Source organism: Pseudoalteromonas ostreae (assembly GCF_018069805.1).
GTDB classification, from domain to species: Bacteria; Pseudomonadota; Gammaproteobacteria; order Enterobacterales; family Alteromonadaceae; genus Pseudoalteromonas; species Pseudoalteromonas ostreae.
In genome coordinates this window covers 130,568-155,788 of the sequence record NZ_JAGPYN010000004.1, presented here as the reverse complement: position 1 = coordinate 155,788, position 25,221 = coordinate 130,568, and the positions used below count along the sequence as shown (strand labels likewise).

The 25,221-nt window shown below is 39.6% G+C and carries 20 protein-coding genes and 2 pseudogenes; 15 read left to right on the top strand and 7 right to left on the bottom strand.

All coding sequences use genetic code 11. The features are described 5' to 3' along the window. Positions 1 to 29 precede the first annotated feature (29 nt). Positions 30 to 1,895, bottom strand: a complete 1,866-nt coding sequence (locus J7338_RS04655) for a hypothetical protein (protein WP_210795968.1) — start codon at positions 1,893 to 1,895, stop codon at positions 30 to 32. Between the two features lie 327 nt (positions 1,896 to 2,222). On the opposite strand from J7338_RS04655, the gene J7338_RS04650 reads away from it, so the two are divergent. The 6 genes from J7338_RS04650 (at position 2,223) to J7338_RS04625 (ending at position 8,062) form a co-directional block, all read left to right on the top strand. Beyond that, positions 2,223 to 2,732, top strand: coding sequence for a GNAT family N-acetyltransferase (locus J7338_RS04650; RefSeq protein WP_210795967.1), 510 nt, complete (start codon positions 2,223 to 2,225; stop codon positions 2,730 to 2,732). A gap of 437 nt (positions 2,733 to 3,169) precedes the next feature. Continuing rightward, positions 3,170 to 3,319, top strand: coding sequence for a DUF1016 N-terminal domain-containing protein (locus J7338_RS21095; RefSeq protein ID WP_210795966.1), 150 nt, complete (start codon positions 3,170 to 3,172; stop codon positions 3,317 to 3,319). Continuing rightward, positions 3,320 to 3,802: a PDDEXK nuclease domain-containing protein gene (locus J7338_RS21025; protein ID WP_415837793.1), complete on the top strand. Its 483-nt coding sequence runs from the start codon at positions 3,320 to 3,322 to the stop codon at positions 3,800 to 3,802. A 144-nt stretch (positions 3,803 to 3,946) separates the two neighbouring features. Then, a complete protein-coding gene (locus J7338_RS04635) occupies positions 3,947 to 4,570 on the top strand; it encodes a hypothetical protein (RefSeq protein WP_210795964.1) in 624 nt (207 codons plus the stop codon). Between the two features lie 20 nt (positions 4,571 to 4,590). Further along, positions 4,591 to 5,772, top strand: coding sequence for a ComEC/Rec2 family competence protein (locus tag J7338_RS04630; protein WP_210795963.1), 1,182 nt, complete (start codon positions 4,591 to 4,593; stop codon positions 5,770 to 5,772). After that, entirely contained in the window at positions 5,759 to 8,062 is a 2,304-nt protein-coding gene (locus tag J7338_RS04625; RefSeq protein ID WP_210795962.1) for a ThiF family adenylyltransferase, read from the top strand. Before J7338_RS04630 ends, J7338_RS04625 begins: the two co-directional genes overlap by 14 nt. Positions 8,063 to 8,332: 270 nt before the next feature. Here J7338_RS04625 and J7338_RS04620 read toward each other — a convergent pair whose 3' ends face one another. Both J7338_RS04620 and J7338_RS04615 read right to left on the bottom strand, forming a co-directional pair. After that, positions 8,333 to 8,920 carry a hypothetical protein gene (locus J7338_RS04620; RefSeq protein ID WP_210795961.1) on the bottom strand — a complete coding sequence of 196 codons (588 nt, stop codon included), beginning with the start codon at positions 8,918 to 8,920 and terminating at the stop codon, positions 8,333 to 8,335. After that, the gene (locus tag J7338_RS04615; RefSeq protein ID WP_064668635.1) at positions 8,917 to 9,627 is read right to left on the bottom strand and encodes an AHH domain-containing protein; all 711 of its coding nucleotides are present in this window, start codon (positions 9,625 to 9,627) and stop codon (positions 8,917 to 8,919) included. Before J7338_RS04615 ends, J7338_RS04620 begins: the two co-directional genes overlap by 4 nt. A 209-nt stretch (positions 9,628 to 9,836) precedes the next feature. On the opposite strand from J7338_RS04615, the gene J7338_RS04610 reads away from it, so the two are divergent. The 4 genes and pseudogenes from J7338_RS04610 to J7338_RS04595 all read left to right on the top strand — a co-directional run. Beyond that, positions 9,837 to 10,220 carry an antitoxin Xre/MbcA/ParS toxin-binding domain-containing protein gene (locus J7338_RS04610; protein ID WP_064668636.1) on the top strand — a complete coding sequence of 128 codons (384 nt, stop codon included), beginning with the start codon at positions 9,837 to 9,839 and terminating at the stop codon, positions 10,218 to 10,220. Between the two features lie 233 nt (positions 10,221 to 10,453). Continuing rightward, a complete protein-coding gene (locus J7338_RS04605) occupies positions 10,454 to 11,365 on the top strand; it encodes an endonuclease (protein ID WP_210795960.1) in 912 nt (303 codons plus the stop codon). A gap of 234 nt (positions 11,366 to 11,599) precedes the next feature. Then, on the top strand, positions 11,600 to 11,872 hold the full coding sequence (locus tag J7338_RS04600; protein ID WP_210795959.1) for a hypothetical protein: 273 nt from the start codon (positions 11,600 to 11,602) through the stop codon (positions 11,870 to 11,872). Positions 11,873 to 12,027: 155 nt separating this feature from the next. Next, a pseudogene (locus J7338_RS04595) lies at positions 12,028 to 12,681 on the top strand (ATP-binding protein); the annotation flags it as partial. A 3-nt stretch (positions 12,682 to 12,684) separates the two neighbouring features. Here the strand turns inward: J7338_RS04595 and J7338_RS04590 are convergent. Continuing rightward, entirely contained in the window at positions 12,685 to 13,389 is a 705-nt protein-coding gene (locus J7338_RS04590) for a response regulator transcription factor (RefSeq protein WP_210795957.1), read from the bottom strand. Between the two features lie 154 nt (positions 13,390 to 13,543). Beyond that, on the bottom strand, positions 13,544 to 16,039 hold the full coding sequence (locus J7338_RS04585) for an alpha/beta hydrolase family protein (RefSeq protein WP_210795956.1): 2,496 nt from the start codon (positions 16,037 to 16,039) through the stop codon (positions 13,544 to 13,546). A gap of 153 nt (positions 16,040 to 16,192) precedes the next feature. Between J7338_RS04585 and J7338_RS04580 the strand changes: the two genes are divergently transcribed. Next, entirely contained in the window at positions 16,193 to 17,269 is a 1,077-nt protein-coding gene (locus tag J7338_RS04580; protein WP_210795955.1) for a CNNM domain-containing protein, read from the top strand. Here the strand turns inward: J7338_RS04580 and J7338_RS04575 are convergent. Then, a complete protein-coding gene (locus J7338_RS04575; RefSeq protein WP_210795954.1) occupies positions 17,266 to 18,486 on the bottom strand; it encodes an EAL domain-containing response regulator in 1,221 nt (406 codons plus the stop codon). The genes J7338_RS04580 and J7338_RS04575 overlap by 4 nt on opposite strands. Before the next feature lie 144 nt (positions 18,487 to 18,630). Here J7338_RS04575 and J7338_RS04570 point away from each other — a divergent pair, with 144 nt between their 5' ends. From J7338_RS04570 to J7338_RS21090, 4 genes and pseudogenes are all read left to right on the top strand, one after another. Further along, positions 18,631 to 19,647 carry a metalloprotease gene (locus tag J7338_RS04570; protein WP_210796059.1) on the top strand — a complete coding sequence of 339 codons (1,017 nt, stop codon included), beginning with the start codon at positions 18,631 to 18,633 and terminating at the stop codon, positions 19,645 to 19,647. A gap of 157 nt (positions 19,648 to 19,804) precedes the next feature. Continuing rightward, the gene (locus J7338_RS04565; RefSeq protein ID WP_210795953.1) at positions 19,805 to 21,046 is read left to right on the top strand and encodes an HlyD family secretion protein; all 1,242 of its coding nucleotides are present in this window, start codon (positions 19,805 to 19,807) and stop codon (positions 21,044 to 21,046) included. Positions 21,047 to 21,251: 205 nt separating this feature from the next. Next, positions 21,252 to 21,392 (top strand): hypothetical protein, encoded by a 141-nt coding sequence (locus tag J7338_RS04560; RefSeq protein ID WP_210795952.1) that lies wholly within the window; start codon positions 21,252 to 21,254, stop codon positions 21,390 to 21,392. Positions 21,393 to 21,587: 195 nt separating this feature from the next. After that, a pseudogene (locus J7338_RS21090) lies at positions 21,588 to 23,730 on the top strand (peptidase domain-containing ABC transporter). Positions 23,731 to 23,778: 48 nt separating this feature from the next. Here J7338_RS21090 and J7338_RS04550 read toward each other — a convergent pair. Then, a complete protein-coding gene (locus J7338_RS04550; RefSeq protein WP_210795951.1) occupies positions 23,779 to 25,089 on the bottom strand; it encodes a short-chain fatty acid transporter in 1,311 nt (436 codons plus the stop codon). Between the last annotated feature and the right edge of the window lie 132 nt (positions 25,090 to 25,221).

The window sequence follows — 25,221 nt, the reverse complement described above, 5'->3', positions numbered from 1 at the left end:
GCCTTCAGGTGTGAGTGGCCTCTTGAAATTTAGGTTAATTTAAACCCTAAGCGTTTCTCAATGAGGTTCTTTTGTCGGTGAACATAATCACCCGATTCAATAGAATCGTTAGCTGCATGCCTTAATGACCAACTTTCGACATTAGAAGGCAACTGAGTGTGATCCCACTTCCCTCTTTCTTCAGCTGATTGACTCAATAAGTTTTGTAGATGAAATTTTGAAATGCTGTCTTCATTTCGATCAAGCGCTAAAAATATTGCTGTTTTATCTAGCTCTATCCATCCTTCTGTAACTTTGACTATTCTTCTTTCTGCTTCGGCTAAAAAAACGGTTATTGAATTCGCAACGGTCAATTTGGCAATAATAGCTCTTCGATGACGATACTTCTCGTCGCCATTAGCTATAAAACCAAGTTCTTTGATGTAGTGGATATATTGCCATGTAGAAGTTTTACCTGATTCTAAATATGTTGTTGGAAAGTAGGAGTGGTTACCGTCTTCTTTGCCAAGGTTGTTGTAGATGCTGATGATTTCAGTATTTGTGATTCTGGCACAATTGGATAGTTCGTTAAGCAGTTGTGAGAATAAATCAAGGCGACAAAGTTTTTCACTGAACTTATACTTATTTTTATGCTCTTGGTCTAGAAAGGGAGGGATAAAGCAAATTGGTACGGCTGTCCCATGAGTGTCACCATCTCCTATATTACCGCCAGTAAGATCATCATCACTAGACACCGGTCCTACGGTTGAATTTTCGTCTAAATGGTCTTTTTGCCTTTTTTTCTCGATACTTTTATCCATCAAGTCAGGGAATTGAGTAATAGCTCGCCCTTCCACGAGAAGATCATCGACGTTACTTCTAGGCTCACTATCAGGGTGCAAATCAATATCCTTTTCCTTGGGAGGTGGCTTAGGCCTACCTCTAGGTGGAGTACCTTTACCTTTGCCACTAGGAGGTGGGGTTTTGACCGGTTTTTTATCACCAGGGTTATTTCTGAAATATGTAAGTGATGCAAATGGATAGTTGGCGTTGCAGCTTAAAATATCATAAACAATGAATACACGCCTTTTTGAAGAAAGTGGGCACCACTTTCCATATACATCTAGTGTTGTCTTACCTTGGAAGGGAAATGTTAATTTTGGGCTAATTGGACTTTTGTTTATATTTTGAAGTGATAAACCTTCACTTAGTCTTCTAATGGCTTTTGCTGCGACCTCATCAAAAGCGAGCCTAGCAACTTCCGGAGCTGCGGAGTCATGTGTCCACTTTTTTAATAAAATGAACGCGTGTCCATCATTTCTTATATATGACTGCGTGGGGTCGTATAATGAGTTGAACTGTAAGCCAAATTTGAATAATTGCTGAAAAACATACTGAGAGCTAGAAAAATAGGCTTGTAGAAGGACATAGTGAGGAAAGATAAGCAAGTTATCTTCGTCTACTTTCACGAATTCGCAGTGCACGTTGCTTGCTAGCTTGTGATAAGGGTGGTGAGTGGACGGAAGTAAATGGTCACCTAATTTCCCTTTAGCTTCTGCCGTTGCTGTGTACGTAAACTCAGGGCTAATCACAACAGATCTAAACTTCTCCCGCATTTTACTTGAATATGGTAATGGGAAACGTTTCCCTTGGTGCCATACATCACCCAACCTAATAACCCTTAAATAGCTTATTGGGACTTGGACTCTATTGACTTTGTGTTTATTTGTCGAAAGCTTATAGTTTAATTTGTTAGGGGTTGGGCGATAAAAAAATGGAGATAAGTAAATATCTACAAGAGGTTCGCTTCTGCGTTGCCCAGAGCTGTCTTCATAACTTAGATAACCAAACCAATCCACTCGCCAGTATTGGCTATCGTAATTCGTTAATTCATTAATATTAAAACCAGAAACCATAACACCCTTATTTACACAAACTTAAACTAATGCAAACCTAACTGGAACACTATAGTGATGTAGTTCTACATTAATTGCTAGTTAATTTCTTGTTTGTAATGAAAAAGGTTTGGTTTTATTCGGTGTAGGTCTGAGACGTTAATTAAACGTATTGACAATACCTTCGGATTAGAGATTATGATGATTGATACCATAGAGCTATCATCGATATAAATCAGCTAACTAGTACAGTATTTGAGTAAGTAAGCTATAGATAAGTTGGTAATAATAGCTCGAACTTAACGATAAAGTAATTAGCGAGCTTAAGCCTTCAAGAGCTTAACGTAGTTGGAAGTTAGTCAGCAGGCCGTTGATCAAACTCTAAAGCAAATTCATGAGGAAAAAATGCAAGTACAAGAATACAAGGAGCGCAACTATCGATTGTTGATTTGCTCTGAGTCTGACCACATTAAGATTGAAAGACTTTCTCCTAGAGGGTACGTAGGTTATTTGCAGATGTATGTAAAGGAAGGACGACTAGAGGTGTGTGATCTCTGGATTAATAAAGAACCTGAAGACTTTAGAGGTAAGGGGTTCGGCTCAATTTTAATCAATTATGCATTTGAATACGCCAAAGAAAAATGCATTGATTATATCTTTGGGCATACTCAAAAAGATGACTATCGAGTACACCGATTCTACGAAAGATGCGGCTTTGAAGTTTTTATAGACGATAAATATGGTACTGCTTGGTTTTTTTGCTCATTAAGTAGCGGCCTAAAAAATACGCCTGACTTCGATCAATTGGCAAAGTTAGGCGGTTTGAGCAATGAGTTAGGCTTACATGAATTGAACTAAAAGTTGAGAATAACAGGATGTTTAAAAAATTACTGATATTATTGGTGTTGTCGACCATTAGCTATACCCCTATTGCAGCAGAAACTTGGCGCGGAGTAATTATTGAGCCGGAAAATAGGTGTTCATTATATGACAAAAAAGCTCCGTACCCATATACTGGCTCCTATTTTGACTGGGATACTGATACGGACTTAGAGTATATAGTCGTAGCGAGTGAAGGGCATGAGAGCAGGTAATGCGCAGCGTCAGATTTAATACGCGTACAATTTGCGACAGACTTGCTCAATTTGATATTGGCGGCACCGATAGTGAATAGGTGCAATATTGGTGGTAAGTGTGGCTATGATGCTTGTGAGTGTGTGCCAGAAAAAAACAGTGTTGGTTTGCTAATAGAGTACTTCAGGTTAAAACTAAGTACAGGCTAAGCGTTGATAGAAATGAAGCTGAAGTCATTCGCAAAAGACTTAAAGGCTGAATTCCCTGACATGAAAGGGTTATCTCGCTCTAACTTAATGTATATGCGCTCTTTTGCTATTAAATGGCCTTATTTCATTGACTACCCAATTGTCCAACAGGCTGTTGGGTAAATCCCTTGGGGTCACAATATTGAATTACTTCAAAAGGTTAAATGCAGGGATTCAAGGCTCTGGTATGCTAGCAAAACCATTGAAAATGGCTGGTCACGAAACGTGCTTGTTATTCAAATAAAGAGCAACCTTATCGCCCGACAAGGCGCAGCTATCACAAACTTTGACTGCACAATACCAAAGCCAACCTCTGAGTTAGCACAAGACACATTTAAACCATCATATATCTTTGACTTCTTAAAAATCGGTGACGAGTCACTTGAGCGAAATATAGAGGACGCATTGGCCGAACAGATCAAAAAGCTTCTTCTTGAATTAGGCTCTGGCCTTGCCTTTGTTGGACGACAAGTTAGGCTGGATGTAGGTGGTGACGAATTCTATATCGACCTACTGTTTTTCCACATCACCTTAAACCGATACGTAGTGATCAAATTGAAAGCAGGTAACTTTAAACCAGAACACGCAAGTCAGAAAGTGGCATAAAGCAGCGTTAGATTCAGTGCTTAGCAGTAAATTTATTATTTATTTGAAAAAAGGTTGAAAAGTAGACAATGTGCCTTTATTAAGGTTGTTATGGGCATAGGATCATAGTACTAAATATGATTTGTTTAATATTTGAGAAATAAAGTGGCTTCAGACTTAAAATCAGCGAATAACCCAAAGATAACAGCACTGTTAACTGTGGTGATTTTTATATGTGCGGTGTTCCAATACGGTTCTGATGTAATACCCGCATGGGAGGAAGTAGCTGTAACTGGCGCATTGAGTGTGGGCTTTTCAGCTGTTTTAGTGCTGCTAACGAACCTTACTCCGCACAACGTTAAGCATAAAATGGTTTTTACCCGTTTATCGAATGAGATGCCAGCATGCCGAATTGATAGACTGTGTAAGAAAGATATGAGAGTTTCATTCGAAGATGCGCGCGCAAGGTGGCCAAACGTATTCGATGAGTCACTATGCCCTTCTGAGCGAAATAGTTGTTGGTATAAAGAAATTTATAAGCCCGTTTCCAGTAAAGAATCTGTTACTCAGGCGCATCGAGATTTCCTTTTATATCGAGATGTTTTTTCTGCTCTTCTAGTCTTGCTTATGGTGGCTATTGCTTGGGGTGTATGGGGAGAGGTGGAGTTTGCAGGTAAAATCAATACAGCTGTGTATTACATCTTAATTATCTCATCGCTTGTCACTCTAATTGCTGCTCGAAATAGTGGTAACAGGTTTGTGGTCAATGCTGTTGCGGCAGCTTTATAAAATAAGTAAGGAATTACCTAATGGGTGCAAAAATAACGTTATTTCCAGTCGATAATGGTGACATGACGCTGATCCAGTTAGCAAATAACGAAAAAACGTCGTTATTAATTGACTGTAACATTAGGGCTTCTGCTGATGACCCTAATGAAAAGACCCCAGATGTTGCTAAAAAGCTTAGAGAGAATATACAAGTAGACAGCGATAATCGTCCATATGTGGACGCTATGCTATTGAGCCATCCAGATAAAGATCATTGTTTAGGCTTAGAAAAGCACTTTTGGCTTGATTCTCTGGATAAGTACTCTGACGATAGTAAACCACAAGAAGAAAAGCGGATTGTAATACGGCAGCTATGGTCTTCCCCTATGGTATTTAGACGGGCCTCTAAAAATGAACCACTTTGTAGCGATGCAAAAGCATTTAATCAGGAAGCTCGAAGGCGGGTAAAAGAAAATCGGAACAACAATTTCCAAGTTCCACAGGGAGATCAGATCTTAATTCTTGGGGAAGACGAAAATGGTAAAACAGACGATCTTGGGCCAATTTTAAAAAAGGTCGGGAGTTTTATTTATGGGATTAATGGCACTGCAACTAATTATCTTTCTTCAAAATTACTTGGACCTTTGAGTTTGCAAGATGAAGAAACTGAAGAGAAGTTATCAAAAAATAACTCCAGTGTAATTATTAATTTTCATATTAGGTCATCTGAATATAGTTCTAAGTTGAGTCGGTTTTTAGCTGGAGGCGATGCTGGTGTGGTTATTTGGGAGAAAATTTGGGCTGAATATGGTAGCACTGATTTAGAGTATGACTTATTACTCGCTCCACATCACTGTTCATGGAGATCTTTATCACACGATAGCTGGTCGAAGAAAAAGGAAACGGCGAAGGTTTCGCCTGAAGCAAAAGCTGCCCTTAGCCAGTGTCTTGATGATGCGATTATAGTCTCAAGTAGTAAACCCATCGAAGATGATGATAATGATCCACCTTGTATCAGAGCAAAGAGAGAATACAAAGATATTCTGAGGGATGTTAAAGGTATATTTAAGTGTACTGGAGAAGAGCCGACTAGGACGAAACCAAAACCGTTAGTTGTTGAGGCAACAAATACTGGCTTTAAATTATGTATTGCAGCTGTTTCAGCTTCATTGGCGACTGCGGCGACAACTCCTCCTCGAGCAGGTTCAAATGACAAAAAGTGAGTTTATTGATTGGGGCGAAGCCATTTGCAAGGATGATCTACCAAAGCCGCTTCAGTCTTTGCTTGATGTAGTCGAAGGACATAATGATTGTGAGTTTGTTAAAGCAATTAGAATTTCAAAAAACTTTGAAGCTTTAGTCGTTGATTTTGGCGATGGAACATTTGCAACAGATAATTCAATTGGAATACAGCGAGTTGAGCGCTTAGCACTTTGTTATAATTCAAAGGCAGAGTTCTATTGGGATGTTAGAGCGTTAAGGAAAGACTTTCCACTTTCAATACATCAAAATCATACAGTCGATGGAGAGCCCAGATCACTATGTCTTTATTTTGAACCTTGGCCTTCTGTAGAGCGTACATGGACTGCACAGAGTTTTATTAATAAGATTTTTTGGTGGTTGCGCACAACAGCGGAAGAAACCATACACCCTACTGACCAACCTATTGAACAATTATTCTTTAAAAGTAAATATCAGTTTGTACTTCCTGATACTCACTTTGACCAATTCAACCAAGAAAGCTTAGAGCTTATCTTTGAAACAATAGATGAAAGTGAAACGCTTATAGAAACAATAGTAGCCAGATATGAGAACAAAAACGTAAGGCATTCAACGAGTCACGGTGAGCAGCCAAGTATTATTCCAATCACAATGGTAATATCAGCTATTGAAAACGGCCCTGTAGAAGACTATCCGTTTAAACTTGGTGATCTGAAAAAGAGGCTAGAGCTAAGGGGGGTTGATCTTTTAGAAAACTTGCAGAGTGCAATCCGCAGGATTGTGCCAGAAGAGGGAGGCTTAAGCATTGACGCAGACTCAGAAAGTAAAATTTTACTCATCATGGGGATTCCAAGAAAGAGAAATGATCATATTGAGAGGATGGACGTACAAGGGTTTTTGCTTAAAGCTAATATTGGGCTCTTTGGTGAAAGTTTAGCCGTTCTATTGAGGAACCCAGCAGATAGAAAAAAATGGTTTCTAGATACGTTTTGTCAACCTACCCCCACTGAGAGCTGGGAAAAATTACCGATATTCCCTGTTGAAGTCAAGTTTATGCCCTCAGCGAAAGAAGTACGAAAATTTTCGGGGCTCAGCGAAACAGATTGTGAGTTTGAGGGAGTGCTTGCTGGCGTGGGAGCTTTAGGTAGTTCTCTAGCAGAAACTTGGTCTAGAGAAAAGTGGGGAAGTTGGGAATTTGTCGACGATGATATTGTGAAGCCACATAACTTAGTTCGTCATTTGTCTAGCGCTTGGGGTGTAGGGTTCTCTAAAGTAAAAGTATTGAGTGGCTATCTTTCTCAAATATTCGATATATCTCAAATGAAAGCTTCCTTTGGACATGTTTGTAAGTTTGATGTAGCCCTTCCAAAAATAAAAAAAATGATTGAAAGTAAAGATTTAATTGTGGACGCTACAACTACTTTGGAAGTACCTAGAGAGCTTTATCGTTCTGGATGTAAAGCTAGAGTTGCGAGTGTATTTTTAACCCCCAACGGAATGTCATCGGTCTTATTGCTAGAGGATCAAGAAAGAAATACTAGAACTATTTCACTAGAAGCCCAATATTATAGAGCTATCTTACAGAGTGCCTCTTGGGGTAAAGAGCATCTAGATGGAAGTTACAAGCAATTTTGGGTTGGAGCCGGATGCAGAGACATATCGGTATCTCTGTCTAATGAATTAGTTAAACTTCACTCTTCTATGATTGGGCGTCAACTGCGGTTGGCTTTAGCAAATGAAAAACCTCAAATATTAGTCTGGACTTGCAATGATGAGTCTGCCTGCTTAAGTTGCGATAAAATCACTGTGGCTCCTTCAAGAACTTTGCAAGTAGGCGATTGGGAAGTTTTATGGGATGAGGACTTTGAGAGTAACTTAATAGAAAAAAGAAAAAATAGCCTCCCAAATGAAACGGGCGGAATTCTTCTTGGTTTTATAGATCTTAAGCTTAAATTAATTTCTCTGGTATCAGCAGGCACAGAACCAAGTGATAGCATATCTTCTCCATTTGAATTTTCCAGAGGGACTGAGGGGGTGTTAACCACTTTAGAGGAAAGCTCTAAACGTACTGCAAATATTGTACGTTACATAGGTGAATGGCACACACATCCTAATGGCTCGTCATCAGCACCTAGCCCTTTGGATTTATTACAGCTGGAGCATCTAGGCGAAATACACGATACTGAAGGGCTTCCCGCTGTTGTTTTGATTGTTGCTGAAGGGGAAGTAAGCATATCAGTTAAGACGCCCTCTCGCTCAGAAACGAATGTAATATTAATTAAGGAAGTGTAACTTGAAGAGCCTTGGTTTAGCAGTATGACAATTAAAGAGTAAAAGCCATTAAGTGTACTAGCTCAAATTCCATCCAAGCACTAAGCCTTGCTGCTAATTTTTGCACTTCCTAAGTAGTGCGAAATAGGTTCGTTCGCATCTACAGCTTAATTTTGTATCCCTTAATAATGACATGTTGGCTCCATTAAGCTTACCCTTGTATTTTTATATAATTTGAGCTTATTGCATAAGAAACCTGACTTCAAGAAAGATGACGAGCTCCAATTAAAGTTAAAAGTAGCTTAATAAGTCTTTATTAAAGTTAATGCCACTTAGATTGTTATCTGTAATTAACTTTTTAAAGTCATCAGTACAATAAACAGAAAGACCACCTTGCAATTTTGACTTAAAAAGCAACTTATCTTGTATATCATTAGTATCAAATACTAACGTTTTGAGACCATCCTCATAACCATCAAGGTATGCTTTTTCTGTCAATGTTAAATCTTCAGATGCAAAATTGAGTGTGTTAAATAAGAACATTTCTTCACTATCAGTTTTTAATGGAACGAACTCGCCACAATTTATGATAGCTTCAGTAAGGCAGTTATACGCCCGTCGATTAAGCACTAAGAAACAGCCATATAGATTTACATCATAATTTTGTTTTTTTGCTCGTGGCTCATGCTTGCATTCAAACCCATGCTCAGAGAGTTCAAGTAACGTTTTTTTCCCTCTTGGAATATCATCCATAACGACTTCAAGTATTTCATCAAACGACTGGCCAGTCTTATCAATAATTTGATTTGTCATCTCGACAATATCTAGGTCAATTACATCACATGTTTCTGTGGGTTTTCTCAGTAAGTATGTATTCATATACCTTTCCATAGTTCATCTTTCTCTTCGAAAATTTTGCTAGGTAACGTCCCTGTTTTAATCATTGTCTTCACATTGCGTAGTTTATTAACAAACAACCCTTTGTCTTTTGTCATGCTTCCACCTAAGCTTTCACCAATCCATGTTTCGTAATTATACCTATGCAACTTTCGGTGTGGAGGTGATTCTTTAGTGGCCCAGTCATGCTCTTTATGTCTCACAAAATTAATTAACCAAATACCATTATGAGGGTCGTTAATACCAATACCGACCATATGCAAATTTAATCTTGCTCGTAATACAGCCTGTTTGTTATCACGCCCTGTACCAGGAATAATATGGTGTGCTTCATGATATTTCGTCGGTTTTGGTTCACTAACAGCAAAAAGAAATCGGGCTAAATTATTGGTGGTATTGCTTGAATGATGAGTTTCTTCAAGTAAAGCTTTGCGTGTCGAATGGCTGCTACTAGCGCGATACGACTCAAGAGCAGACTGAGCAATCGATACAGATTCAATTCTCTTTTTTTCTATTTGTAAATGGTCATAATCTAAAGCTAGCTTTTTTAATTTTTCGGCGCTTGGATTTTTTTTGATGCTTTCATCGTGATAACTTTTAGCTTTGAGTTCAAAGTTATAAATTGCCATATCTAGCGGAGTTGGATTTGCAGGCCTATCTGGTTTTGGGTATTCCCTTAATGTAGTCATTACTTAATATATTCCTTTATTAATGTGACCCCAAATTAGTGCATACTCATGGCAAATGCAAGAAATTCGGCTTTAAAGCATCTGTTGCCGTTACTTATTATTATACTTTATAAGTCATACTACACGGTTAGGGTTATGAAGGATTTCAACTTTACAACTATCCTTTATTGAAATATTTTGGCGTATCGGCTCACAAAAGGAGATTACGTATGCACACAGATAGTGATTCAACATCATTCACCAGTACAGGCTTTAAAACAGCATGCAACATTTTATCATTGTGGGAATGCAGTTCTGAGCAAGCTCAACGTATACTTAAGCTCTCAAAAACTTCTTATGATAAATTTAAGGCTGCTCCTGAGACTGTGAAGCTCAACAACGAGCAATTAGAACGTATTAGTTGTCTGCTCAATATTCACCACGCATTACGTTGCATGTTTAGCAACCCCGAAAATGTCAGGAAGTTTATGAAAATGAAAAACCATAATGACTTTTTTGCAGGTCGTTCGCCACTAGAAGTGATTGAGCATGGAGAATTCCTAGAACTTAACGAAGTAGCGAAGCGTATTGATGCACTGCAAAATAATTTATAACCTGTGTAATAGGGGTAAAGTCGCTGATGAATTAGACCTACAAAATCCCCTGAATAACCATCACACAAGTACACGTTAATGCCACCTCAAGCAAACAAAGGCATCCCGCAGTATACTTAGTAATATGACCAGCGAACTTTCATTCTATCAGCTGGCTTTTATATTTAACTTATACTAACTTAATGATTGAAAATGTTTTAGGAACTACTTCGTTAACTTTCAGGGAAGTCATTGTGATATATAAATCTGTACTATTTACTTTACTCTTAGCAACTTTTTCAGTTCAATCTCATAGTGGCGGAACAAACGCCGAAGGTTGTCACACTGATAAAATAAATAATGATTATCATTGTCATAATGAACTAAATGATAGCGTTACTACCAGAATACAGCTCCCCCCTTTACCTGAAAACTATGCGACTAGTTTTAGTAACGCAAAATCCAAAGCCGAAAGAGACATTTATTACGACTATAATACGACTTTCTATTGTCAGTGTGACTTTGTTTTTGACGACATAAATGATGCTGATAATGATGGTAACACCCATGAAACAATGGTTGATGACTTGTCGTGTGGCTATACTCCCCGCAATCCAATTACTAGCTCTGGTAAACCGAATGCCCGTGTATCAAGAATAGAGTGGGAGCATATTATGCCGGCTTATATAATTGGTGGCGAGTTAGATCAATGGAAGAACCAAGAAACCTACTCAGAATGTCAAAAACCTAATGGTAAATACCTAACAGGTCGTGATTGCGCATATGAAACCGTGCCTACATTTCGTCGTGCTCATGATGACTTGGTTAATTTGGCGCCAGCCGTTGGAGAATTAAATGCAGATCGCTCAAACTTTCAGTTTTCTACAATTACCGGTGAGACTCGTAATTATGGCCAATGTGACTTTGAAGTGGATTTTAACTCTGATACAGCGGAACCAGCAGAGAAGGTGCGAGGAGACATAGCTCGCGTTTATTTGTATATGGTTCAGATGTATGGTGTATCGTTGGATGATGATGTTACGCAAATGATACAGGAGTGGAATGAAAGTGATCCTGTCGATGAATGGGAATGTAAGCGAAACGTGCGGATAAAAAAATCTCAAGGGTATAGTAACTCAATCGTCGCAAAATTATGCAGCGAATGAAGCTCGTGAATGGATGGTTAGATCAGTCGGTAAGTGTGTCGTAGTTCCAAAGCAGAGAATCTTATAAGTGTCACTGTAAGTATCCTTGAAAGGATAAAATCGGAGTAGAATGTTTAGATGAAATATTGCTATTTCAAGCAATAAAGAAGGCACCAACAGAAGTTGTTATTTTAGATAAATAATAGCTTACAAATAATTAAATGTTTTTAATGTATTTCATATTGAGGAGTTTCTATGGCAGTTTTTTGTGTAACTTATGATTTAAATAAATCTGGGCAAAACTACGATGCCCTGTACGATGAGATAAAGTTATCATCTGGCTGGTGTCATGCACTCGATTCGACTTGGTTAATATCTACTACAGAAAATGCGAAGCAACTATCGGACAGGCTCAGAAAAAAGATAGATGATAATGATGACTTGTTAGTAATAAAAGTAACTCGCGATTACGCAGGGTGGTTAGATAAAGCTACATGGGAATGGATCAACAAGCATGTTACTGATTAAAGTTGGGTTTAATCGTTGGTAGTTCCTCAAAAAGGTATAAACAATAGAGTAATAAACTAGTTTTGGTCACAGTTGTATACTAATAACTTCATTACACTATTTCGATGTAATTACAAGAAAGCCTTATGCATTACACTTTAACGATGTAATTGACACCAAAACCAGGGGAGATTTCACTGGCGCATAATGGCGTATTATTTCTTGACGAACTACCGGAGTTTGAGCGTAAGGTGCTTGATTCATTGCGTGAGCCAATGGAAACGGGCACAGTGACAATCTCAAGAGCGGCGCGGCAAATGGAGTTTCCTGCGCAATTCCAACTTATAGCGGCACTTAATCCCAGCCCTACGGGTTGTCATAATGATAAGCGTGCGACTCCGGATCAAGTTATGCGTTATTTATCGCGGGTATCTGGGCCTTTTATTGATCGCATTGATTTACAAATAGAACTGCCACGGTTAAATAGCACACAGCTGCAAAGTACCGAAGCGGAAGAAACGAGTGCTACAGTACGAGCTCGGGTTGAAGCGGCCTATAATTTACAACTCAATCGGCAAGGCAAAGTGAATGCGCGCCTTAATAATAAAGAAATGAGTGTACATTGTGCACTGGCAACAGCCGAATTGCAGTTTTTAGCGAAAGCCAGTGAGAAGCTAGCCTTATCACCACGCTCTTATCATCGAGTGATCAAAGTAGCGCGAACAATTAGTGATTTAAAAGGGCAAGAAAATATTAGCTTAGATGAGCTAAAAGAGGCACTCAATTATCGTGCATTTGAACGTTTGTTATCACAATTAACCCAGTATTAGTGGTTAAATTGATAACATATAGCCTTTACCTCGCACGGTAACGATGCGTTTTTGGTCTTTTTCATCATTCAGCTTTTTGCGTAAACGCCCAATCAACACATCTACAGTACGGTCATTAGGGCTCCAGTCTGGTTGGCCAATTTCTTCAGAGATCTTTTCTCTTGGGGTCGCTTTGCCTGCATTCGAAATTAAGCAAATAAGCACTTTATGCTCTGCTTCGGTCAAACGTGATTCCACTCCTGCGGCCGTAATTAGCGTACGGTTATCAGGGTGCAGTTTGAAGTCAGCGTATTCAATAAATTCTTCACTTTCATCATGGTTATTATTGCTTTTTAAGCGTTTATAAAGTGCTCGCATACGCAGTTCGAGCTCTAATAAATCAACTGGTTTACAAATGTAATCATCAGCGCCTTGGGCTAGTCCGGCAATACGATCTGCTTGAGAATCACGGCTTGAAAGCATGATCACACCGATATCGGTAAGCGTATTGAGCTCTTTTGCTAAGTGAAGACCATCCCGTTTAGGTAATACTATATCAACAATCGCTAATGAAATTGCATCATGATTATTAGCACGAGATTGCACGATGGCCAAGGCATCAGCGCCAGTGGCGTCGTTTGCAATGCAAAATTCAGTTTGCGTAAAATGATTGATTATACGTTTAACTAATAGCTCGTCATCTTCAACCAATAAAACATGAATAGTCATAGTATCTTAATTATCTTTAATGATGCCGCTATGTTATCACTCATTCGTAAATGGTGAGAAGGGCGATTTTTAGTATTTATGCTCTATTTAGGCGATTATTTGATAATTAACAATAGGTAAACCTAGCTGATTTGCCTATTGTTCCGTTGTAAAACTACTTTTCAGGGTATAAGTACTGCCACCACTGTGGTTGCTCTTTTAAGTGTTTATCAAAGTAGGCAAGCATAGTATCCCACCAGTTAAAACGTTGATCTCGGGAAAATATTTGATGATCAGCTCCTTTGTATTCAATCAGCTCAACATCTTTGCCAAGTAGTTTAAGCGCGGTATACATATTATGACTTTCACCCACTGGAACATTGGTGTCAGCATCACCATGTAATAGCAGTAGCGGTGTGGTGACCTTGTTAGCGTGAAATACCGGACTATGTTGGCTATAGAGTGTGCTGTTATTCCAAGGATAGCTGTTTTTAGACGCTTCGCCTGAATATAAATAGCCCCACCAACCTTGTCCCCAGTATGAGGTAATATTAGAAATACCTGCGTGCGCAATTGAGGCACTAAACATATCGGTTTTGGTAGTCAGTAGCATCGTCATAAAACCACCGTAAGACGCACCTAGATTACCTAAGCGTTGCTTATCAATGAATGGGTACTGTTTTAGCAGTGCTTGCGTGCCCTGCATAATATCGCCAGCAGTATATTGCCCCCATGCATTGACGTGTTTTGCAGAAAATTGTTGGCCAAAACCCGTTGCACCAGTCGGTTGTACTACATAAACCACATAGCCATGCTCAGCCCATAAATTGAAAGGATAACGGCCAGTAAAGCCACGCGTAACGGGTGAGGCGCCGCCATAGTAATAAACTAGCGCTGGATAGTGTTTGCTCTTATCAAGATTGCTTGGTAAGTAAACACGACCTTTAATTTCAGTACCAGCGGTATTGGTAAAGTTAAACTCTTCTAAGTTGGCTATATTTGTATTAGCGTATTGTTGCGGTTGTGAATCCCAAAGTGTTGTTGCTTTGTTTTTGCTAAGAGTCAACAGTTTTAATTGTTGTGGTGATGATGCATTAGAGCCACTGACTAAAATAGCAGGGCTGCGAGTGCTTGAGTAACTAAATTGCTCAACCACATCAAACCCAGTATTCAGTTTGCTAAAGCGCTGTTTGCTTTTATCGTATAGATACAAAGCGATGGTATCTTGTTCGGTTACTTTAACAATGGCATCGCCATTAGGTAAGACTTCAAGTTGGCCAATGGCTGGGTTAAACTCACGGCTTAATGGTGCTGAATTTTTGCCATTGTTGGTTAATAGATAAAGCTGCCCATCGTAGTTATTTGCCAGCATATTCTCAGGCAAGTTCCTGCCTAAGCCCTCTTTAAAGTCAGGACCCGCAGTGACATAAATGTCATCCTCTGTGTATTTAGCTTGATTAAACGTAGCAAACTGACCAATAACTGTGTTGCTTGCATTGGCAATATTCAGCTCAATTAACTCTGTAGTAGGGTGAGTTGCAGCTTGCATTGCTTCAGTACCACGACTTAATAAAACAGTTCCGCGAGTGCTATTAAAATCTTCAATGCTGTGGCTAAGCGGCCCTTGGCTTAATGCTTTACTAAGGCCAGTGTTGATATCTAATAAATAAGCTTGAGAAGTGGTGCGGGCGTATGACCAACGATCTTGTAGGCCACGATAATGCTTGGTCAGGCTGCTATTTGCAGTCGGTGACTTTGACCAGCTAAAGATTAAGCTGTTGTTATCGTAATAAGCAAAATTGCTTGCGCCATCTAGATTGGTGGCGATGACATTGAGGTTTAGTGTTTTACGATTTAACTGAGTTAATTTCCCATCTAATAAATACACTAAGTAATTGTTATCAGGGCTCCAAATAATGTTACTCGGTTGACCCGACTCAAAACGGTAAACTGTTTGATTATCATCATTTTTTAGCTCAGTGGTCACATTTGCTTGATTACCCGTGCTATCTTGATAATGGCGTTTTGCCACTAAATATTGTTTGGCATCAGGTGCTAAAGATAGTGAACTGACCGTAGTGGCATCAAACAGTTGCTTGGCAGATAAACCATGTTGCTCTTTATTGCTAAAAGTTAATCTATCAATGACTGCTTTAGGCTCGAAATCAACCTCAACATCGTGCCAATTAGCAACTTGTTCAGCAATAATCACTATTTGGTGATCGCCTTGGGGTAGTGCCAGTTCATAGCTTTGTTTTGTGGCTGTTTGTTTTTCACCATTGATAAACAACTGCGCTTTTTCGATACCTTCAAGTGTCAATGTGCCTTGGCTAAAGCGCTCAGCATGAGTGGTAAACTTTAATGCTTGTAGACCGCCCTGGGTTAATGCATGTACTTTAGCTAATTTTTGCCATTTTAATTTTTTGCCAAATACCGTGATGCTTGTTGTTGGTTGTTGGATACTAGGTAAAAGGGCTTGAATAATCGCGTCTTGATGTTCAGTTTGGTAGGGCTTTAGTTGCATATCAGCGGCAATTGGGCCAATAAACTTAATATCGCTTTTATTTATTGGTGCGGCAAGTACCACATTACTTAGTGTACTTAAAGTTAATATTGTCAATGCGGTGGTTAGGCGAGGGCCTTTACCACGCCATGCAGATCTATAATTCATCGTTGAGCCTGATGCAGGGAATTTAATTGAATATAGCATGTGGTTGTGGTGGCAAAAAGCGCTCTGCGATGGATTTCAGTTTATCTATCATCGGAGTTTGAGGTTGGCTTCGACACTTGCTAATGTATATTTTTGAATAGCGTAGAGGTTACAGTGACATTATTAATCGTTTACATGGTCGTAGCGATCACGATTTCTTTTTTATGCTCTATTATGGAAGCTGTGTTGTTGAGCATCACGCCCAGTTATGTCGCAGTGCTGCGTAAAAAAAAGCCAAAGTTAGCAAAGCGGTTTGAACACTTAAAAACCAACATTGATCAGCCGTTAGCGGCTATTTTAACGTTAAATACCATTGCTCATACAGCCGGTGCAGCTGGTGTAGGTGCACAAGCTGCTGTGGTATTTTCAGATGCCGCAGTAGGTATTGCCTCAGCAATAATGACCTTATTGGTGTTAGTGCTCTCAGAAATTATTCCTAAAACGCTTGGTGCAAAGCACTGGCGAGCGCTTGCGCCGATAGTCACTCAAACGCTACGCTACTTAGTTATCGCGCTCAAACCATTTGTATGGTTTGCTGAAAAGCTTACCAGTATACTAGGTCGTAATTACAATGAAGCTTATTACATTCGCCAAGAAATAGAAGCGATGGCTGATATGGGATCAGAGTCAGGTGCGCTGCATCAGGAAGAATCTGAAATCATCCGTAGTTTATTGCATTTTCGTCATGCTAAATTAGATTCATTACTAACCCCGCGTACCGTCTTGTTTAAAGTGCACAAAGATTTAACTGTTGATCAATATTTAGCGGAACATGGCTCAGTGGCTTTTTCTCGGGTGTTAGTGTATGACAAAAATGGCGATGATATTATCGGTTTTGTACATAAAAACGATATTATGTTGGCGTATCATCGGTTGGGTGAGAACTATAAAATCAGCAAGTTGATCAAACCTATTTATACTGTGCCAGAGACCTTGTACGTTCCTACTTTGCTGCATACATTATTGGCTGAGCGCACGCATATTTGTTTAGTGATAGATGAGTATGGTGATGTGCAAGGGATCGTAACACTCGAAGATATGATTGAGGCGTTAATGGGCTTTGAAATTGTTGATGAGCATGATCAATCTGCCAATATGCAAGCGGTTGCAAAGCAGCGGTGGCGTCAGCGCTTAGCAAATAGTAATACACTATTAAGTGATGAAAAAAGCTTACCGAAAGGCAAGCATTAACGTCGGCTATGGCTATTTAATGACACCATATGTAGCCATGATTGCGCCCAACGAATAAATTCAGTTTTACCTTTTGGGCGACTGATCAAGAAGCCTTGCATTAATATATGCTCTTTAAAACGATCTAAATATTCAAGCTCCTCAACGCGCTCAATGCCTTCAGCGACAATTGTTAAGTCATCTTGAATGGCTATATTTACTAAGCTACTAACAATGACCTGAGAAAATAAATCACTTTCAATATTACTGATCAAGGTACGATCTATTTTCACTTCAGTAAAAGGCAATGTTTTTAATTGCTGTACATTGGTAAAGCCGGTGCCAAAATCATCAAGAGAAATGCCAAAACCGCGCATTCGTAAACGGTTTAGAGTTTCTAGCTGTGCAGAACTGGATAACGCATGCTGTTCGGTGATCTCTAAGATAATCTCACTCGGAGTTAGTTGATTAAGATGTAAAATTAAAGCGAGCTTATCTGGGCAGCTTAAATCTTCTAGCTGACAGGGCGATAGATTAAAGGCTAGTTTAAGTTTGTAGCCTAAACGAGCTTTTATTTCTGAAAAATCGCCCGTAGCTTTTTCAAACAACTGAAATGTAATTAGATTGATTAAATCTAAATCTTCAGCCACACAAATAAACCGCTCAGGTAAAAGTATAGCGCCTTGTTCTGCGGTCACTATTCTGGCTAATACTTCTACGCTTTCAACTTTATTATTAGTACGGTTAACTTTTGGTTGATAAAATGGGGTTATCTCATTATGACTTATCGCATGCAGTAATTGCGTTTCAGAAATTGGTTCCGTGGGTTTTTCAGTATGGCACGCTAAATACTCTAGTTTTTGTAGTAATGTATAAACTTGGCTGAGTTGCACGGGTTTGGAGATATTACCAATTAAATGTACGTTGTTTTTACGGGCTAAATCAGCTGCTAAATCAATGATTTTAGAGTTCATTTCAGAAATGATGACGATAGCGCCAGGGTATTGGATCTCACCAAGGTGGCGAATAAGTTCCATACCATCCATATCTGGCATATTAAGGTCCGTGAACACGGCATCATAAGCATATGGAGTGGCTGTTACTTTATTGAGGGCGTCTTGGGCATCTAAACAGGTTGTTACTTCGGTTACGTTAAGCTCGCTTAAGATAGCCTGCATCACGACTAAAATAGCTTTTGAATCATCAACGATCAGAATACTACGTGCTAACTTTGTCATTTTCTTCCCTGAGATAAAATCTACTGGTTAACTAAAAGTAGTAGATAATAGTGGAGATGTCAGCTTTATGGTTGAAAATATATTCCATAATTTTGCTAAAAAAATGGGTATACTAACGATATAATTTTTAAGCTTTAAAGTGACATCATGCAAATACAGCTGACCCTCGCCGATCAACAATTTAGTTTAGTGCTTGCGGGGCAACAAATTGTAAAAATTTTTCAGCAACAACAAGCGATTGGCTTTGATAACCCGCGCATTAACTATTTTGAATTTAAGCTTGACGATCAAGTGATTGGCTTAGACACCAGTACCGTGGTTGAACAAAGCTTATCACTGCATATTAATAATCAATTTGTCCAACAGCTGACATTGCCGCCTATTGAAAAAACTAAGCCTAAGCAGGGGGTGCTCGGATTATTTGCGCTCGGTTTTAAAATTTTTAAAAGTGCCAAAGTAGTGAAAGTTGTTTTAGCTGGCGCCTCTGTAGCCGGTTATGCTTGGTTATTTACCTTTGAGTTTGCACTTATGTTAATTGCTTGTTTGGTGATCCACGAATATGGTCATGTGCGAGCTATGAAATACTTTGGCATAAAAACCAAAGGTATTTATTTAATCCCATTTGTTGGTGGGCTGGCAGTAAGTGACGAGAAAATAACGACTCGTTGGCAAGATGTAGTTATATCGCTAATGGGGCCTGCGTTTGGTTTAATAACCTCGATGTTGGGTGTAGTTTTATATTACGCCACCGAAATGGAAATATTTGCAGGTGTGGCGGTTCTCAGTGCGTTATTAAATTTGTTTAATTTATTACCTATTTTACCACTCGACGGTGGCCATGTTCTAAAGAGCATAAGCTTTTCAATGCGTTCATGGATTGGTTTAAGCATGTGTATTTTAGGCGTGTTATTTGGCTTATGGCTAAGCTACACCTTTGGCTTAATGCTATTAGTGTTTTTCTTATTTATCGGTGCACTGGAAATCGCCTTTGAATGGCGCGGCCGCCACTATTCGCATTTACTGCCACTAGATAAATACGGGCAAGGTTTTTCGGCTGTGATGTACGCGTTGGTAGTTGCAGGCCATGTGGCTGTAATGATGCATTTTGCTGATTCTGAAAATCCGATTTTAAGCCTGCCAATGAAAATTCTATCGAGTTGACAATAATAACAGTATGGCAGCTCAAAGATTGCCCGTAATGCTGTTTTTTTTGTGCTATTGTTGTTGTTTTTTAAGGTTTTTTTGTGTTTTTTGTTGTTTTTTTGTAATTGAAGATGTAGTGTCCTGATATCGGTATTTATTCAGGAACTGTTCAGGGATGTTATTTAGAAAGGAAGCTGTCGCTCAGCAAAGTGAGCGTTTAACAGGGGCGATTACCCTCGCACAACCGCTATCGATAAAATTAACTGTAACTATTTTGGCCTGTGTGGCTATCGCAGTTATTACCTTCTTGTTTACCGCTGAATACTCACGCAAAGAAACCGTGCGCGGTTTTTTAATGCCTAATACCGGCGTAGTTAAAAGTTTTGCCAGCCAAGGTGGCATGATAGAGCGTTTAATGGTGCAAGAAGGGGATATGGTCACCAAAGGCCAGCCACTGGCAACAGTTATTGTGCAGCAAAGTAATAGCCAAGGTATTGACTTAAGTACGCAATTAATAGAGCAGCTAGAAGCGCAGGTTCAGTTATTAAACGATGAAATACACCAAAACCATACCCTGCAACAGCAAGAATTACTCAACTTACAAGCGCAAAAACAGGCGCTGGGCAACGAGCTTGCGGCATTAAAAAGCCAACTTAAACTGACCGATGAAAAGTTAGCACTACTTAACCGCCAACAAAGTAACCTTAATCAGCTTAATAAAAATGGTTTTTTGTCCAATGTTGAGCGCGAGCAGCAACAGCAAGCATTGTTAGACGCTAAGCAAGAAAAACAAAATCTTGCACGAATACTCATGCAGCAACAAAACCAGTTAAGCCAAATTAACTTTAATATTGCCAATGTGCCGCAGCAATATCGGTTACGTATTAATAATCTCAAGCGTCAGCAGGCCGAAATATATAATCAACTTTCGCAAGTAAAAAGCAATTATCAATACACGATAACAGCAAGTAATAGCGGTACGGTTACTGGTATTCAAGTGGTTGAGGGTGAAACACTCACCCAAGCTAAACCGTTACTGCATATTATCCCTGAAGGTTCCGAGTTGGTGGCAGAGTTACTACTGCCTACCCGCTCAGCAGGGTTTATACGGCTCGGTAACGATACGCGTTTGCGCTTTGATGCCTTTCCTTATCAACGCTTTGGTTTTATTAACAGCAAAATTAGCCGGATTGATAAGGCACTCATTACCCCAAATGAAATACTCTTGCCTATCGCACTGCAAGAGCCAGTATATCGCCTGCGTGCAACACTCAGTCAGCAGCAAATGCAGGCTTATGGTAAAGCGTTTGAACTTAAAAGCGGTATGTTGTTTGAGGCCGATATTATGCTCGAGCAACGCACACTGATTGAATGGTTACTTGAACCACTGCATAGCCTAAAAGGGCGGGTAAGTTAATTGAAGCATGTGTGAGTTAAAGAAAAGTAATTTGAAGGTTTTGGTGGTTTGCTAAATGCAAACAACAAAAAAGACGGCCAGCTTTAGTTAACTTTAGCGAGCAGCTAAAGCCAGCCTATTAACCGCTCACCTTTATAGTAAAGGTTGAGCATATTAACAAACCGATGACTTAACTAAAAGCATCGGATTTATGGAGTATAACATTATGCGTGAATTAAACGTAAAAGAAATTAAAGAAGTAAATGGTGGTTTTTTGGGGCTTATAAGAGCTGCCTGGAGATCAAGAAAAGCTATTGCAGCTGCTCCTTTGACTGAAGGGGCTACAGGGGATTCTAGTAATCCTTAAACTGTTTATTTTTAGGGGGGGGGAAGTCCCCTCTTTTATTTTACAAGTAATAAAGGAGTTTCATGAAAATATTCATCTTATTTATATTTATGGTTAATATTGCATACTTTGTGGATCATGGAGAGTTTAAAATAATTAGTTTATTATTTTTGCTTATACTCTGCTTAATGACGTATCTTAAAAAAAGAAAATAGAATGACCAAAAACCTCTACTTTTCTGTATGTTTGCCTATCCCTCTCATTCTCCAATCCGAAATAGCTGAGTGCGGCCTTGCGTCTATGGCTATGGTTGCCTTTTATCACGGCCATAAGCTGGATATGCCGGCTATGCGTAAGCGCTTTTCGGCGAATCTAAAGGGGATGAATTTACAGCAGCTGATTGAGTTGGGTGATGGCTTAGGGCTAGCCAGTCGTGCGCTACAATGCCCACTTGATGAAGTACATAAGCTACAAACGCCATGTATTTTACATTGGGATATGAATCACTTTGTAGTGCTGACCAAGGTATCAGGTAAAGGTGCCGCGGCTAAGTTTGCTATTAACGACCCAGCTGTTGGTAAGCGCAGTTTAAGTGCCGAAGAATTCAGTAAACACTTTACCGGTATTTGTTTAGAGCTGACACCAACTAGTAAGTTCGAAGCAAAACAAGAGCAAGCACGAATGAAGTTTACCCAGCTTTGGAGCACCATGAAGGGCTTAAAAGCAGGGTTAATAAAACTAATTGCGTTGTCACTGGTATTGCAGCTATTTGCCTTGATGACTCCTTATTATATGCAGTGGGTGGTGGATGAGGTACTAATTAGTTTTGACGAATCGTTATTAACGGTACTTGCTATGGGTTTTGCGCTGATTGCGATTATCTCAGTGGTGACCAATGCAGTACGAAGCTGGCTGATTTTACGGCTCTCCAGTTTACTCAATATGCAAATGGGGGTTAATTTACTCAGGCACTTATTACGGCTACCAATGAACTATTTTGAGTCGCGCCATGTTGGCGATATTGTGTCGCGCTTTGGCTCTTTGGCGCAAATACGAGAGCGTATTACTACTGGGTTTGTAGAAACCTTAGTCGATGGCGTCATGGCGATTACCGTATTGATTATGATGCTTATCTATTCGCTAAAACTCACCGCAGTAGTTGTTGGCGCGATTGCGCTTTATACCTTAGTGCGTTTGGCACTTTACAGGCCACTGCATCAAGCCACTGAAGAAATGATTCAAAATTCAGCTAAAGAACAATCGAACTTTTTAGAAAACATTCGCGGCATGCAAACCATAAAATTGTTTGGTAATGAATCGCAGCGTCAAGGTATTTGGCAAAACCGTTATGCTGAGGTAATAAACAGTGAAATCCGCTTAGGGCGATTAAATATAAGTTTTGATTCATTTAATAAACTGTTATTTGGCCTTGAAAATGTATTGGTGATTTATTTTGCAGCACTACTGGTGATGAGCAATAGTTTGTCAGTGGGTATGGTATTGGCGTTTATTGCCTTATAAAAACCAGCTGACTAGCCGCTTTGCTAATTTAATAGAGCAAATAATTCAATTTAAAATGATGCGCCTGCACCTTGACCGTATCGCTGATATTGCACTGACTAAACAAGAAGCTAATCGTGACGGTGAAATGGTTTATACAGGCAGTAACGAGGGTAAAGTAACAGGCCAGCTTACCCTTGAGAATATTTGCTTTAGTTACGGTGATGACCAAATCCCCATTTTAAATAATGTTAACTTAATATTGAATGCGGGTGACTCCATTGCGATCACTGGCCCATCAGGTGCGGGTAAAACCACGCTAATGAAAATCATGCTAGGGTTGTTACAGCCAACCTCAGGTAAAGTGCTCCTTGATGGTAAAGACATCACCCAGCTTGGTCTTAAAAATTACCGCAAACAAATAGTCGCGGTGATGCAAGATGACACATTATTAGCTGGCTCAATCGCCGATAACATTAGCTTTTTTGACCCACAGCCCAATTATTTAAAAATAGAGCAGTGTGCCCATCATGCCGCTATTCATGATGATATTACTAAAATGACGATGGGTTACAACTCCTTGGTGGGTGACATGGGGTCAAATTTATCCGGTGGGCAAGTACAGCGGTTATTATTAGCGCGAGCGTTGTATCAATCGCCTAGTGTGTTATTTATGGATGAAGCAACTAGCCATTTAGATAAAGAAAACGAAGCTAAAATGAGTGAGCAAATTCAGCATTTACCCATCACACGTATTATGATTGCCCATCGCCAAGAAACCATCAATATGGCTAGCAAAGTCTATCATTTAAAAGCGGGTGAATTAGTGGGTTTAGACCAGCAAAGTGAGAGTGCTTAAAGTGATCAAGGCGTGCATATATTGCACGCCTTTGCATAATGCTTGCAGCTAATAAAAACTCAACATCAATGATATAAATACGCCGGTTATAATTAGCTGCACTAAACAAAAGCCCATAATGTCTTTGGCTTTTAGGCCGGCAATTGCCAATACCGGTAAAGCCCAGAATGGTTGAATTAGGTTAGTCCACGCATCCCCCCACGCGACTGCCATCGCGACGCGCGGCATATCTGCACCCAGAGCTTGTGCTGCGGGTATCACTATAGGCGCTTGTACCGCCCATTGGCCGCCACCTGACGGCACAAATATATTCACTAAGCCGGCACTTAAAAAACTCCAAAATGGCAATGATTCAGCACTGGCTATGGCGATAAAGCCTTGCGAAATTTGTTGTGCTAAGCCGGTATCAACCATAATCGCCATGATCCCAGCATAAAATGGGAACTGGATAATAATGCCTGCTCCGCTGGGGACTGCTTGCTGCAAGCTATTAAGTAAATTGTACGGTGTTTGATGCAGTAAAATGGCAGAAAATAAAAACAACGCAATCACACTATTTAAATTAAGTGAGCCGCCGCTAAAGATAAAATAGTTAGCTAAATACATCAGCCCTAGTAAACCAACGCTTAGCCCTAATAACTTACTGTGTTCAATTTTATCGGCCGGGCGAGTAACATTGTTGGGTTTAGGCATCGGTTCTGCTAGTAGACTTTTATCGACATAGATACTGTCTTTAGCACTCGGTAACATATAGCGATTGACCAATGGCATAATAATAAATAAGCCCACCAATATGGCGATATTAAAGCCTGAAAATAGCGTGTCACTGGTATTGATCACACCAATGCTTTGTTGTGAAAAATGCCCTGGTGTTGCGATAGTTAATGGAATTGAGCCCGCTAAGCCTCCATGCCAAACAATAAAACCAGAATACGCACTGGCAACCAATAGGCGATAATCAACGAGTGTGTGGCGGGCAATGGCTTTGGCAAATAAAGCACCAATAACTAAGCCAAATCCCCAGTTAATCCAACTGGCGAGTAATGATACAAAAGTCACTAATAAAATAGCTTTTGGCGCAGTATTAGCAAGTTTTGCTAATTGGGTGAGCAGTCGGCTCATCATAGGTGTACTTGCCAGCATATATCCGGTGAGTAATACCAACAGCATCTGCATGGCAAAACTTAGTAAGTTCCAAAAACCGCTGCCCCACGCGCTCAGTACTTGTTGTGGGTTTGAAGGTGTCACTACACACGCAATTATAAAGGTAAGCAGTGTGAGTAAAATAACAAAAATGAATGGATCGGGCAGGTAACGTTCTACTAATTTAGTGAACGGCTTGGCAACATGATTTAGCATAATGATTGTGTATTTTTATTATTGCTACATATTGCTAATTAACCACGAAAGCGTTTAATTGGCAAATAGAGTTGTAGTGGTGGTTTTATATTGTGTATTTCTACGTCATTACAACAAAGCGTTAATTCAAGT

Coding starts and splice junctions, on each gene's coding strand:
- J7338_RS04655 (WP_210795968.1), bottom strand. CDS start 1,895: ATGGTTTCTGGTTTTAATATTAATGAATTAACGAATTACGATAGCCAA.
- J7338_RS21095 (WP_210795966.1), top strand. CDS start 3,170: ATGAAGCTGAAGTCATTCGCAAAAGACTTAAAGGCTGAATTCCCTGAC.
- J7338_RS04630 (WP_210795963.1), top strand. CDS start 4,591: ATGGGTGCAAAAATAACGTTATTTCCAGTCGATAATGGTGACATGACG.
- J7338_RS04625 (WP_210795962.1), top strand. CDS start 5,759: ATGACAAAAAGTGAGTTTATTGATTGGGGCGAAGCCATTTGCAAGGAT.
- J7338_RS04620 (WP_210795961.1), bottom strand. CDS start 8,920: ATGAATACATACTTACTGAGAAAACCCACAGAAACATGTGATGTAATT.
- J7338_RS04615 (WP_064668635.1), bottom strand. CDS start 9,627: ATGACTACATTAAGGGAATACCCAAAACCAGATAGGCCTGCAAATCCA.
- J7338_RS04610 (WP_064668636.1), top strand. CDS start 9,837: ATGCACACAGATAGTGATTCAACATCATTCACCAGTACAGGCTTTAAA.
- J7338_RS04600 (WP_210795959.1), top strand. CDS start 11,600: ATGGCAGTTTTTTGTGTAACTTATGATTTAAATAAATCTGGGCAAAAC.
- J7338_RS04590 (WP_210795957.1), bottom strand. CDS start 13,389: ATGACTATTCATGTTTTATTGGTTGAAGATGACGAGCTATTAGTTAAA.
- J7338_RS04585 (WP_210795956.1), bottom strand. CDS start 16,039: ATGAATTATAGATCTGCATGGCGTGGTAAAGGCCCTCGCCTAACCACC.
- J7338_RS04575 (WP_210795954.1), bottom strand. CDS start 18,486: ATGACAAAGTTAGCACGTAGTATTCTGATCGTTGATGATTCAAAAGCT.
- J7338_RS04565 (WP_210795953.1), top strand. CDS start 19,805: ATGTTATTTAGAAAGGAAGCTGTCGCTCAGCAAAGTGAGCGTTTAACA.
- J7338_RS04560 (WP_210795952.1), top strand. CDS start 21,252: ATGCGTGAATTAAACGTAAAAGAAATTAAAGAAGTAAATGGTGGTTTT.
- J7338_RS04550 (WP_210795951.1), bottom strand. CDS start 25,089: ATGCTAAATCATGTTGCCAAGCCGTTCACTAAATTAGTAGAACGTTAC.